Here is a 12,823-nt window from a genome sequence, read left to right on the forward strand (position 1 = left end):
GGATGAACTCTGAGCCCAGATGTGCGCGCCCGGCATATATGCCAATTTTCGGCGATTTGACCAAGTCATAATAACTTGGACGCCTATGATAGGAAATTGTGCTTACCTTGTTCGCCCCCCAAGAGACGTCTCGTGACTTCCGCGACGTGAAGATCCGGCTGACGATAAGCCCGATCAACACGGAGCGTTCAGCAATGACAAAGCCTTTTGCCGCAATCGAACCCGCCGCCATTCGCCGCGTATTGGGGCAGTTCGCAACGGGCGTTACTATCATCACCACACGGAGCCCCGATGGGCGTGCGGTTGGCATTACCGCTAACAGCTTCAGCTCCGTTTCGCTCGACCCGCCACTCGTGCTGTGGAGCCTTGCGCGCAGTTCGTCGTCGTATGCGGCGTTCGCCGCGGCGCGCTATTGGGCGATTCACATTCTTGCGCAAGAGCAGGAGGCGCTTTCGGGCCGATTCGCAAGCCGGGGAATCGACCGCTTCGCCGGTGTTCCAACCCGAAATGGCATAGGCGATACCCCGCTGATCGAGGGATGTGTGGGCTGGCTGCAATGTGAACGCGCCGTTCAGTACGACGGTGGCGACCATGCCATCTTTCTTGGCGAGGTCCGCTCGTTCACGCAACGGCAGGACGCGGCGCCCCTCGTCTTTCACGGCGGGCAATACAGGCGGCTTGCGAGCGCCGATGCCTCGGCCCTGCCGCTGCGCGAGACAGGCGGCGCGCTCGCCGTCTAACTGTCCGCCCGGCAGGCGGTCAGGCCGAGCCGGGCGAGCAGCCTTGCGAAGCGCGGATCGGCCCGCAGCGGGTCGAATTGCGGCGCGGTGCGAAGCAGCAGTTCCGGCGCGGTCGGTGCGCCCAGCGCCGCGTCCAGATGCTCAAAGGCCGCGTGCTGATGGCCAAGGCCGAGATGGATCTGCGCCTTGGCCATCAGCACGCGGCCTGGATCGTCGTCCCGACTGTCGAGTTCATCGAGAATCGCGCGTGCCTTCGGCCCGTTGCCCGTCTTGCCATACGCGTAGCCCATTTTCCCGAGGCCGAACGCGCTGCGGCCATCCAGCTGGCTGATTTCCTCGAACCGTCCCAAGGCCTGCGAGATACGGCCATCCCACAGCATGGCGTCGGCGAGCAGCACGTGGGCAGGCTGAAAGTCGCTGTCCAGTGCGACGGCCCGGCGCGCAAGCTCCATTGCTTCGCCGTAGCGACGGCTATTCATCAAGACCGCAGCGAGAGATCCCGTTACGGTGGCCGACAACGGATGCAGATCGCGCGCTTCCCGCATGTTGTCGAGCGCTTCGCCCAGCTTGCCTGTTTGAAGGTGAAGCAGGCCGAGACACATGCGCGCGCCGCTATCGTCGGGAGAGAGGCGGATGGCGCGATCCAGAGCATCTTGAGCCGCCGCCCAGTCGCAGACGAAGAGCGAAGCGATTCCCAGCGCGACGAGTCCGCGCGTTCCGCTGCGCGGCGTCGTGGTGGCGGCCATGGCCGAGCGTTTCAGGCGCGGCATGAGGTCTGCGCTCGAACCCGGCACGATCGACACGAAGGTCGCGAGGAGGTTGGCCATGCTCGCGTGCATGGCGGCTTCGTGCGGGTCGCGCTGCAAGCGGCCTTCGAGCCACCCGATGCCGCGGCGCAAGACATCGACCACCGATGGCGAGCCGCCCGTCCCGAAGCGAAGCAGCTGCCTCAGGTCGGAACCCGGGCAGACGTCCTCGACGAACGCTTCGGCCAGCGGCGTCTGCCAGATTCTTTCGCTTTTCGCGAGTTCGGTGACGAGCGCCGCCGCCGTATCTTCCACGCGGGGCAGCCCGTCGTTCCAGTCCAGTTCGATCGCGTGAGCGCAGACCTGGCAGCCGCTTGCCTTCTCCACCAGTTGCAGGAGCACGCGTGTGCGGGAGCCTGAACGGCGCACGCTGCCCTCCACGATCCAGTCGACGTCAAGCCGTTGCACGGTCTCGCCGATGGAAGCTGGGGTGGCCGGCATGGTGCGGCACAACGAGCGCGCGAGCACTTCGATGCGCGGCAAACGCGCGAGCGCGTGGCTCGTTTCGTCGGCGAGGCTCGCGGCGAAGTGGCGGACGTCGGGCGTGTCGTCCGCTACGGCAAAGGGGAGGACGGCGAGCCGCGCAATGTGCTGTGGCGGCAGGTCGGCGAAGGCGAGGGCACGTGTGGAGGCCGCGACGCGATGCGCCGCCGTCGCGAACGAGCGCTTCGCCAGTTCGATACGGACAGGATTGTGCGCCCCCTCGGTCTGGTAATAAAGGGAAAGGCGCGAGCGCAGACGCCATGCCTCGGTTCGCACGACCGTTTCGATGCGCGGATCGAAATCCGTGCCGCGGTCGAAGACCTCGATACCGATTGTGTATTCCTTAAGGCGGTCACCGCGCCCTTGCAGCGTCTCGTTGACAAGGTAGTCGAGCAGCGCGCGCATGCGCCCCGACGTCGCGAAGCATTGACTCTTCAGCACGCGCGCCAGCTCGTCGCGAACTTCCCGTTCGTCGGGCGTGTTCCCCTCGGCGGGGTGAGAACGAATGATCGCGCCGCTGCTTTCCACCTCGATGTTCCCGCCAATCCGTGAGTCCGGATTCCGATGCTAGAGAGTCCATCCTCTGCAGCCCAGCCGGGAAAACACCACGTTCGGCCCCCTCGTCATTACGACGTATTGCACGCGTCGCCGTTGAGACGTCGCGCTTAGACGTGTTGTGACTTCAAATGCAACGGGTGGAGATGCACATTCAGGCATCCAGACCAGCCGCATGACGGCCCAATTTTTTCCAAAGGATATTCATCACATGACTGCGCCGTTTTTCCCGAACACAAGCTTCGATCTGACGACCGAGACCGGGCGCGAGCTACGCCACCGGATGACCGAACTGGTGCCGCTCATCCGGCAGCACGCGCTCGCGGGCGAAGCCGCGGGCGCCGTGCCGGCCCCGACGCTCGAAGCGCTGACGCTGGCCGGCGCGTTCAAGCTGACGACGCCCGTCGAACTGGGCGGATACGCGCTCGGTATTCGCGACGTCGTGGACATCGTGTCGGAAATCGGCCGGGCCGACGGCGCGGCTGGGTGGATGGCTTTCGTCGCTGGCGGCACGCGCAATCTTCTGCCCTTTCCCGAACAGGCCGTGGAAGAGGTGTTCGCCGAACGCGATAGGTGGCAAGGGCCGCTCGCCGCGGGGGCTTCTGTCTTCTCGACGCGCGTGGGCGAGGCCCGCGCTGTGGAGGACGGGTACATGGTGAAGGGCACGTGGCACTTCGGCAGCGGCTGCAAGCACGCAGGCTGGGTAACGGTGGGCGTGGAAATGGCAGGAGCGGATGGCGCGGTGCGTCGCGGCATGGCCCTGCTCAAGCGCGGCCAGTACGAAATTCTCGACGACTGGCACGTCATGGGCATGCGCGGCACCTGCAGCAACAGCGTCACGGCGCGCGAGGAGGTGTTCGTGCCGGCGCATCGCTATCTCGACCTCGCCGAACTGGGACCGCGCATGGATGCGCTGAATGGCAAGTACCGCGGCATCGCTTATCGCGTCGATGCACGGGGCCTGATGCTCGTCACGCACCTCACGGTCATGGCGATCGCTCACGGCATGGCAAAGGGCGCGCTGGAATGTTTTATGGAACAGACGCAGAAACTCAAGCCGTTCAATCTGCCTTACGACACGGTGGCGGACATGCCGTCCACCCAGGTCGTAGCGGCCAAGGCCGACGCCATGATCGGCGCGGCCCAGGCGCTCATTCAGCGCTACGCCGAAACGGTGGACCGCTCGGCGCTGGAAGGCACGGCCATTACCGCCGAAGCGGAATCGCAGATGACCATGCACACGGCGTATGGCGCAAAGATGTGCGACGACGCGGTCGGCATGATCCAGCTGTGTCTCGGGTCGTCCACGGCGCGCGATACCAATCCGATTCAACGCTTCGTGCGCGATATCCGCGTGGCGAATCTGCACGGCGCCGTGCGTGTCGATCCGCTCGGCGAGATCTACGGCCGTCATCTGCTCGGACGCCCTCCGTTCGGCATGTTTGCCGGCGGCTTGCCTGACGTGGCAGGTCCCAAGGCAGCAGGCTGATACGCCGTTCTTATGCCTCGCTCACGAGGCGTTGCACTAAACAGTCAGTAAAAAACGACAACGTAGGAGACATGTGTGAGTTCCCTTCAGGATGGTTCGTCTTCGCCGGGCAATCGGGCGCAGACCATTACGCAACCGGTTATGCAGCCGCAGCGCCGTGGCACCTACCGGTGGCGTTTGATCGCAGCACTCTGGGTCATCGTCGTCTTCGCGGCCGCGCTGCCCAGCATCGGCGCAAGCGTGGTGAACGCGCACATGGCGGACGCGCTGCACTTCGACCGGACCGTCATCGGCATGGGCTTCGGTGTTTTCATTCTCATGATGGGCGCGCCCGGACCGATCATCGCGATGGGTGTTCGGCGCGCGGGCGTGAAGCGCGTGATCCTCGCCGGAACGGCGTTGCTCGCGGTCGGCACGCTCACCATGGCCCAGGTGGTGACGAACGCCTGGCAGTTTCCGCTCGTCTTCGGCCTGCTGGTGGGCAGCGGCGTGGCCTGTTCGGGGCTGCTGCCGGCGCAGGCCGCCGTGGCGAAATGGTTCCCCGACCGGCGCGCGCTTGCCGTGTCCATCGTATTTTCGGCAATCGACGTGGGCGGCATGATCGCCGCTCCCTTCCTCGAGAAGGCCATTGTTCTGGACGGCGGCGAATGGCGTGCGGGCTGGTATGTGATGTTCGGTTTCGCGCTCCTCGCGTTCCTGATCGCGGCGTTCGCCATCCGGCGCGACGAACCGGCCGGCGAAGGCGCTGTCGTTGCGCCTTTTCCTGCCGCGTCCGGGCTCACGGCGCCGGCGTTTTCGACATGGCGTGAAGCGCTGGGCGAGCGGTCCTACTGGCTCATCATGCTTTACATGTGCGTGGTCGGCTTCGACTGGATGCTCATGATGGCCCACGGCGTCGTGCATCTGCGCGACAGCGGCTATTCGTCGGCCAGTGCTGCGCTTGCCGTTTCCATCATGGTGTCGGCTTCGCTCGCGGGCAATGTGCTGGCCGGCGTGCTGGGCGACCGCTTTCCCATTCAGCGTATCGGCGCAGTGGCCACCGCGCTGCTCACCTCAGGGCTGATTCTTGCCGTTCATCCGCAGGGCGACGCGGGGTTGTGGATGTTCGCCGTGCCCGTGGGGCTCGGTTACGGCGCCTCGCAGGTCTGCCTGATGGCCCTGCTTGGCAACTACTTCGGCGCGAACGTGTTTCCGCAACTGCTGGGTCTGATGATGGCCGTCGGCACGGTGTCGGGTGCGTTCCTGGTTGGAGCCGCCGGCGCGGTATTCGACCGTACCGGCAGCTATTCGCCGGTGTTCGCCGTGTGCATTTCGCTCTCGGTGGTCGCGACCCTGGCCGTCTCGCTCGCCGCGCCGCCCAGGGCGCGCGAGACAGCGCGCCGGCCCACGTTCGTCGGTGCCGAAACGGGAAACAACTAAAACACCTACCCGCATCGGGACATCGACATGACAACTGCATTCAATGTGATTGCAGCGGGCTCGCTATTGCTCGCTGCCCAGGGCTCCTGCGCGCAATCGTCGGATTCCAGCGCGGCCGCCGCGAACGCGAGCGTCGCGCAGGCCGCAGGGGCGGCTAGCGCAGTCAGTGTGGCTAGTGCGGCCAATGCCGCCAGTGCGGCGCTCGCCGGCGGCGCGCCGCTCCGCGCCACCACGACGGCGCCGGCGTCTTCTTCGTCGCTACAGGCGCAAACCGAGACGAGCCAGAACCCGCCCGGCGTGGGCTTGCCCGTTCCTTCCGTGCAGCCCGGTGAAGGGCCTGCGACGAGGCTGGGGCCGCTCGCTCACGCGGGCGACGTGCTCGAGGAGCGCGGCGTGAGCCTCGGCTTGCTCTTCACGAACGCTTACTTCGCCAACCCGTCCACGGGTATTTCGCCCGGCAAGTCGGCGAACTATGGCGCGCTGTTCATGAAGGCCAACGTGGATCTCGACAAGCTGATCGGCATTCCCGACACGCAGCTCAACTTCACGGAGTCGTTGAACCGGCCTTCGCACAACACGAAGACCTACCTGTTTCAGACCGGCTCCGCCTTCACGCCCTTTCCGGTGGAAACCGAAAGCACGGACCTCGTGAAATTCACGCTGTCGCACGATCTGTTCGACAAGCGGCTTCATATCGAGTATGGCCGCATGAACCTGAACGACGACTTCATGGTAACGACGATGTGCAGCGGCTGCGTAAGCTCGACGATGGCCAACACGCTCGATGCGCCCGGCGTGACGAAGTCGGTATGGGGCGCCCGCATGGCCTATGCGCTGTCGCGCAACACGCGGCTCGGGCTGGGCGTGATCGAAGACAACACCGACATCTGGCAGAACACTACCGGCTGGGACTGGAGCACGAGAACGAGGACGGGCTGGACCGGCATCGTCAACGTGCTGCACGAAACGGAATTCTCCGAAACAAGGTATCCGCTGAAGGCCGAGGCCGGTATCTATCACCGCACATCGCCGTATCAGGACGCGCTGTACAACGTGGACGGGTCCAGCCAGGCGCTCAATACGTCGGGAACACCGCTCACGCACGGGCGCGGCACATGGGGTTTCTACGGACAGGCGAGAAAAGTGGTGTGGCGCGCGGACGAAGCCTCCGGCCCGGTGCCGCGCAACGTTGCCCTGTACGGCGGCGCGTTCATCACACCAGGCCCGGGCCAGAGCTATCCGATCGAAGCTTATGGCGGCGGGGAGTACGGTGGCTTTCTGCGCAACAACCCCGCGGCGATGGTCGGCTCCACTGTGCGTTACATCCGCCTGAGCAGCGAGCGGGCGCTATACGAGCAGCAGGCTCGGGCAGCCTTCACCGGCATGCTGAACGCGTCCACCGGCGGCGCCGTGCCGGTCGTCAACGAAGGAGTGGCCCGCAACACCTTCACGTTCGACGTGCACGGCCAGTTCGGCCTTGTACCTGGCGTGCTGGTCCAGGGCTTTGCGCAGTATTTCCTGCATCCCAACACCGCCGTGCTGGCTTCGGTGTCTACCACGCCGATTCGCAGCGGCTGGATGGTCGGCATGTTTCTGGTCGTCGACCTTGGCCGCATGACGGGTCTTTCCAGACCGTGAAGCACGCCATTCAACTTTTTACCCTTCCGATGAGGCACTCCCATCATGAGCACCACCGCTGAACCCACCCTCGAACAGAAGAACCGCCAGGTCGTCGTCGACTTCTTCCGCCACGTGCTGGAGGCGCGCAATCCCGCCGCGGCGAAAGACTTCGTCACCGCCGACTACAAGCAGCACTGCCGGCACATTCCCGACGGGCCGGATGGCCTCGAGCGCTATCTGCGCGGGCTCTTTGGCGATGCGCCCCCGTTGCCTGTGAAAGACGAGCTTTCGCCGCCGCCCACGCTGCTCGTGGCCGAGGGCGACGTGGTGGTCATTGCGGGCTACGTGCCGCAGCCCGAGCCCGCAAAGCCCGGCGAGTTCTACGACTACTTCGTGTTTGACGCGTTTCGCCTGCGCGACGGGAAGCTGGCCGAGCACTGGAACAGCATCAACAAGATCGCGCCGCCCCGTCACCCGTGATCGTCCGTGGCCCGCTGTGGCCACGTGACTTCCGGTACGCCAACGCAAGCAGTCTCTTCAATCTTTAACCGTCCAAACCTATTCCCATGACCTACCAGATCGATCCCGCTGTTTTCGAGCAACCCTTCCTGCACGCGCGAACCGCCAACCGGTTCACCGGCGAGGCTATCGACGATGATGCGCTCAAGGCGCTGTACGAGGCGGCAAAGTTCGGCCCGACGTCGATGAACTGCCAGCCGATGCGGCTCGTGTTCGTGCGCAGCGCCGCCGCGAAGGCGCGACTCAAGGATGCGCTCACTCCCGGCAACGTTGAGAAGACCATGGCCGCACCCGTCACGGTCATCGTCGCGATGGACCGGCAATTCCACGAGCAGCTCGCCACGCAGTTTCCTGCGGTGCCCAGCGTTGCCGGCATGTACGCGGCCAATGCCGGGCTGGCAGCCGATACCGCGTTGCGCAATGCGAGCCTGCAAGGCGCGTATCTGATGATCGCCGCGCGGCTGGCGGGTTTGGCGGTGGGGCCGATGAGCGGCTTCGACCGCGCCAGGGTGGACGAGGTGTTCTTCCGCGATACGACGTGGACGACGAATTTCCTCTTCAACCTGGGCGTGGCGGACCCGGCGGGGTATCGTCCGCGAGGGCCGCGTCTTTCCTTCGACGAGGTCGCGCGGATCGAATAGGGCCGTGTTCGTGCAGGAGCGCTGGTGCGCAACGCACCGGCTTTGCGTTCGACCGCGCGGTCGTGGAGCACGTGGCGAGCATGCCGTGCGTGCCTGGCATGCGGAAAAGCGCGGCTCAACGACGAACGGGCCGCGCTCCGTCGAATCAAAGCTGAGACGCTTCCTCGCTGACCGCCGTGGACTGGAAATGCCGCAGCCGCCAGTCGCCGCCGCATAGGCGCCACACCTCACTCACGTAGCTGTACGTGTATAGCTCGCGTGGCGGGTCCGTTTGCAGTTGCCCGTGCATGCGCTGAAACAGGCCGACGCACGCCATGTCGCCGCCCTCCGCGAAGTGCGCGATGCGAGTCCGGATGTCCAGCACGTGCAGTGTCTGCATGAAGAAGTCGATCAGCTCGGCTTTGCCCTGTACGAGACCCGTGGAGTGCACGTAGACCAGCTCGTCGTCCAGCAGATTGGCGAGGCCGGCAAGATCGTCGGCAACGAGCCGCCGGACGCGCATGCCGTGCCGCTCGAGCACGGCATGCGGGGGTGTCGCGACCGGCTTCATGCGGCCTCCGCAGTGAACGCCGACACGCTGCGCTTCCAGGCGGTCATGAGGTCGCCGACGAGCACTGGAGCGTCTGCGCTGCCGAACACATAGAAGTCCGGCCGCACGAGCACGGCGGAGGTGCCCAGCTGCTCGAACCAGCGTGCGTAGGTTCCGTCGACGTCGCGTGCCGCGCACGATCCGCCGATGCCGATCGCCGTTGCGCCGATGCCCGCGAGAAAGCGACGCTGCTCGGCGGTGAGTGCGTTCGACGGATCGTGCCCGTGCCCGATCAGCACAAAGCCCGAGCCGATCAGGTCGTCGAGTCGGCCGCTCCGGTCGCCAAGCTGCACGCGTCCCTGCACGCCGAGCCATCCGGCGCCCGGGTCGTCTTCGCGCACGAGCGGCGAGCGACCGAGGCGCGGCGCCGGCCACTTCTGTTCGCCGCGGCTGGCGTCGTCGCGTAGTTGCTGGTCGCGTTCTTCCGCTTTGGCCGGGTCCAGCACGCAGATGATCTTGCCGAGCATCACGGCGAACTCGATGAGCGCGGTGGCATGTGCCTGCCGTTCCGGCCCGTAGCTTTCGAGCAGCGTTTCTTCGGCCTCGCCGCGCAACACGGCGTCGAGCCGCCACGCGAGCGCGATCACGTCGCGCAGGCCGGCGCAGAGCCCTTGCGCAGCGAAGGGCGGCGTGAGGTGGGCGGCGTCACCGGCGATCATCAGCCGCTCGCGCCGCCACCGGTCGGCCACGGCGGCGCGGAACGTATAGACGGCGTGGCGTTCCAGGATCGCATTGGCAGGCGTCCAGCCCCACCGTTCCAGCCGGGCCCAGGCGGCCTGCGGGTTGTTCTGCTCGTCCTTGTGTTCGCCCTCGAGCATCATGAATTCGAATCGGCGGCGTCCGGGGCCGCCGGGCACCATCGTCGTCGGGCCCTGCGGATCGCACAACTGGATCACGTCCGCGCTCCATTGCGACGGGTCGCGCGGCTGCACGTCGACCACGAGCCAGTCCGCAACGAAGCCCAGGTCCACGAGCGAGGCACCCATTGCGCCCCGCACGAAGCTGCCGGCGCCGTCGCATCCCACGACGTATCGCGCGGCGATGTGGAGGGGCTCGCCGTCGATCTCTCCGGTGGGCCGTGTTTCGAGCACCACCTTGTCGGGATGCTCGGTGGCGAGCACGACAGTGAGGTTGCGATGCACCGTGACGCGATCCGGGTAAGCGCGGCCGATGCGCTCGTCGAGCAGACGTTCGAGCGCGGGCTGGCTGAACCCGAATTGCCGCGGCCAGCCGGACACCGCTATCTGCTCGAGGCCAGGGAAGGCGACCAGCAGTTCGCCTTTGCCGTTGCGCCATTCGTAGACGTGGCTCAGGCACGTGCTGGGTTCGAATTCGTCGATGATGTCGAGAGACTGCAGGATGCGCATCGCCTCGTGATCGAGCCCGACCGCGCGCGGCAGGCCGTACAGCTGCGGCCAGCGTTCGATCACGACGACGCGGTGCCCGCCCCGCGCGAGCTTCAAGGCCAGCGCCTGGCCAACCGGGCCGTAGCCGACGATCGCCACATCGGCGAGGTTTTCCGACGCGCCGTCGTCAGGGTGCTGCGATACGGATGTCACTTCGTGTCTCCAATGGAAGGTCGTGAATGGGGTGAGGGCGGTGCCTTGCCGTTGTCTCGTCGTTATCTCGCCGTCGTTGCCGCTTCAGGGCAGCGTGTTGGCCGGATGCTCCTCGATGTGTGCGGACGGGCCGGGCTCGCGCACGCCGAGCGCCACGATGGCGGCGCCCGCGGCGGTTGCGACGAGCGCAATGACCGGAATCATGGCGATGCCCATGGCGTGAGCCAGTGCGCCCGCCGCGGCGGGCGCCAGCGCACCGCCCACAATTTCACCGACGCCCACCACGAGGCCCGTCGCCGATGCGGCGAGGCGGGCGGGAACCGCGGCGCTGGTGAGCGGCCCCACCGTGATCGCGATGGCACCCGAATTCATGAACGTGATGACGAACAAGGCCGCGAACAGCTTGACCGGCTCCGCGCCGATCGTGCGCAGCACCCAGAGCGCCACGAGTTCCGCGAGCAGCGCCGCGATCAACATCGGCTTGCGCCCGAACCGGTCGGACAGCGCGGGAATGACCACCATGCCGACCAGGCTGCCCAAGCCCTGGCCCGTCAGCACCATGCCCATCTGGTCCAGATTCAGCCGGAGGTAGTCGGTGAGGTAATTGGGCATGAACGCGGAGAGCGTAATCACGCAGGTGAGATAGCAGAGCATGGCCGCCGTGTTCACGCGCACCGCACCGTGCAGGGCGACGGCGCGCCACTCGTGTGCCTCGTCGCGCGGTGCGCCGGCGACACGGGCCGGGTCGCGCAGCACCTTCGCCATCACGGCAGCGAGCAGCAGGCCGGGCACCGCCACCGCGGCGAACACGTAATGCCAGTTGGGCAGCACCTTGAGCAGCCCGACGGCCACGATGGGGCCGAGTCCCAGCCCGACGAGCGGCTGGGCCATTTGTTGCAGGCCGATGTTGAGCCCCACGCGCGAGGGCTTCGAAGCGTTCACGGTTGCCACGATGCTGGCGGGCACGTAGGCGCCTTCGGCGAGGCCCATGACCGAGCGGATGACGAGCAGGCTGCCGAGGCCCGTTGCAAAGCCGGTGGTCGCCACGAGCAGCGAGAAGATGGCCATCGCGGCGATCAACACGCGGCGCGGACCCACGCGGTCCGCAAGGCGTCCGCTGACGATCGACGCCACGCCCCACGTCAGCGCTAGCGCGGCGGAAATCAGGCCGAGGTCCTGGTAGCCGAGCCCGAGTTCCTTTTGCATCACGGGGAACAGCGGGTTGATGATGAAGCGGTCGAGTCCGACCATGCCGAGGCCCAGCGCCAGCAGGCTGACCGCCTTGAACTCGGACGCCCGGTCGCGGACCGGCGGGGTATGAGATTGCATTGCGTTGTCTCCTTTTGTTCGTGAGCAGTTTGCTACGGCAAAGTCCGCCCCTGCCGCGTCGTGCGCAGCATCTGCATCGTGATCTGGAAAGGGCGCGGGCTGGCCCCGCGGCGTCAGCGGGGCGGGCTCATGCGCGGCGCCCGTTATGTTTCGTCGCGACCGCTGCGCGGTTTGCGGCCGGGGCCGCGTTTGGCTGTGCGGGAGGTTGCGTCGTCGTTGAACACGGCCTTCAGGATGATGCCGGTGGTTTCCCAGAAGTGTCCGGCGAGCAGCTGGACCGCGCGGTCGGCGTCGCGTGCCATGGCGGCTTCCATCAACTCGCGATGCTCCGTCGCCGCGTCGCGGTTCTTAGCTGTCGTGTACTGCTCGGCCAGGTTGCGATAGCGCTCCGACTGGTCGTACAGCAGCCGGCACAGCCGCAGCATCCAAGGTGATGCGCATCCCGCGATGAGCGCCTCGTGGAACTGCCGGTGCACGGCCGCCCACGCCGCGTGCAGCTCGGGCGAGCTGGGCTCAGGCGTGCGCTGCAACCGGTGAAATGCCGACAGCATGCCGGACTCCCAGTCTATGCCGCCGTGCCTGAGCGCAAGTCGCAACGCGCTGCCTTCCACTTCGACACGCGTTTGCGTGAGGTCCGTGAGGTCTTCGCGCGAGACAGGCATGACGCAGAAGCCGCGCTGGTCTTCCGACTCCACGAGGCTGTCGGTGACCAGGCGCGACAGAGCTTCTCGAATGGCCGAAGCGCCGATGCCGTACCGCTCACTGAGCGCCTGGATACGCAGCCGTTCCGCAGGGCGAAGTTGCCCGGCAAGGATGTCGCCGCGCAGGCGTTCCACCGCGAGCGACGTCAGGCTTTTTGCGCCTGGAGAGGTGAGGGTCGTGTCCATGAGCAAGCGTTCGTACATGTGGGGAGCTTGCCGCAATTTTCGCTTCTGCCATCCACGCTCGTCAAGATTATGGAATTCCCTATGTTTTATCGATTATTTTGAAGTTAATATTTTATTGTTGGATTTGTGGATTCCGCAGGCCGTGATGTCACGCTCGCCTGCGACGACTCGCGCAACGACTGGCACA

Annotated in this window: 11 protein-coding genes; 6 read left to right on the forward strand and 5 right to left on the reverse strand. The window is 65.9% G+C overall.

Features of this window, described 5'->3' with window-relative positions:
• The first annotated feature begins 194 nt into the window (after positions 1 to 194).
• Entirely contained in the window at positions 195 to 740 is a 546-nt protein-coding gene (locus SB764_RS33500; protein WP_410866068.1) for a flavin reductase family protein, read from the forward strand.
• Here the strand turns inward: SB764_RS33500 and SB764_RS33505 are convergent.
• A complete protein-coding gene (locus SB764_RS33505) occupies positions 737 to 2,557 on the reverse strand; it encodes a tetratricopeptide repeat protein (RefSeq protein WP_410866024.1) in 1,821 nt (606 codons plus the stop codon). The genes SB764_RS33500 and SB764_RS33505 overlap by 4 nt on opposite strands.
• Positions 2,558 to 2,795: 238 nt before the next feature.
• Between SB764_RS33505 and SB764_RS33510 the strand changes: the two genes are divergently transcribed.
• The 5 genes from SB764_RS33510 to SB764_RS33530 all read left to right on the forward strand — a co-directional run bounded on the left by SB764_RS33510 (position 2,796) and on the right by SB764_RS33530 (position 8,272).
• Positions 2,796 to 4,073, forward strand: a complete 1,278-nt coding sequence (locus tag SB764_RS33510; RefSeq protein ID WP_410866025.1) for an oxidoreductase — start codon at positions 2,796 to 2,798, stop codon at positions 4,071 to 4,073.
• Between the two features lie 75 nt (positions 4,074 to 4,148).
• Positions 4,149 to 5,492, forward strand: a complete 1,344-nt coding sequence (locus SB764_RS33515; protein ID WP_410866026.1) for an MFS transporter — start codon at positions 4,149 to 4,151, stop codon at positions 5,490 to 5,492.
• Between the two features lie 27 nt (positions 5,493 to 5,519).
• Positions 5,520 to 7,130: a carbohydrate porin gene (locus tag SB764_RS33520; RefSeq protein WP_410866027.1), complete on the forward strand. Its 1,611-nt coding sequence runs from the start codon at positions 5,520 to 5,522 to the stop codon at positions 7,128 to 7,130.
• Between the two features lie 45 nt (positions 7,131 to 7,175).
• Complete coding sequence (locus SB764_RS33525; RefSeq protein ID WP_410866028.1) at positions 7,176 to 7,592, forward strand: nuclear transport factor 2 family protein; 417 nt, start codon at positions 7,176 to 7,178, stop codon at positions 7,590 to 7,592.
• A gap of 86 nt (positions 7,593 to 7,678) precedes the next feature.
• The gene (locus SB764_RS33530; protein ID WP_410866029.1) at positions 7,679 to 8,272 is read left to right on the forward strand and encodes a malonic semialdehyde reductase; all 594 of its coding nucleotides are present in this window, start codon (positions 7,679 to 7,681) and stop codon (positions 8,270 to 8,272) included.
• 145 nt (positions 8,273 to 8,417) lie between these two features.
• Here SB764_RS33530 and SB764_RS33535 read toward each other — a convergent pair whose 3' ends face one another.
• The 4 genes from SB764_RS33535 to SB764_RS33550 all read right to left on the reverse strand — a co-directional run bounded on the left by SB764_RS33535 (position 8,418) and on the right by SB764_RS33550 (position 12,636).
• On the reverse strand, positions 8,418 to 8,822 hold the full coding sequence (locus SB764_RS33535; protein ID WP_410866030.1) for a nuclear transport factor 2 family protein: 405 nt from the start codon (positions 8,820 to 8,822) through the stop codon (positions 8,418 to 8,420).
• A complete protein-coding gene (locus SB764_RS33540; protein WP_410866031.1) occupies positions 8,819 to 10,420 on the reverse strand; it encodes a bifunctional 3-(3-hydroxy-phenyl)propionate/3-hydroxycinnamic acid hydroxylase in 1,602 nt (533 codons plus the stop codon). Before SB764_RS33540 ends, SB764_RS33535 begins: the two co-directional genes overlap by 4 nt.
• 84 nt (positions 10,421 to 10,504) lie before the next feature.
• Entirely contained in the window at positions 10,505 to 11,749 is a 1,245-nt protein-coding gene (locus tag SB764_RS33545; protein WP_410866032.1) for an MFS transporter, read from the reverse strand.
• A gap of 143 nt (positions 11,750 to 11,892) precedes the next feature.
• A complete protein-coding gene (locus SB764_RS33550; protein ID WP_410866033.1) occupies positions 11,893 to 12,636 on the reverse strand; it encodes a GntR family transcriptional regulator in 744 nt (247 codons plus the stop codon).
• Between the last annotated feature and the right edge of the window lie 187 nt (positions 12,637 to 12,823).

Origin of the sequence: Paraburkholderia sp. SIMBA_027 (assembly GCF_046535315.1) — a bacterium.
In the GTDB taxonomy this organism is placed as follows: domain Bacteria; phylum Pseudomonadota; class Gammaproteobacteria; order Burkholderiales; family Burkholderiaceae; genus Paraburkholderia; species Paraburkholderia tropica.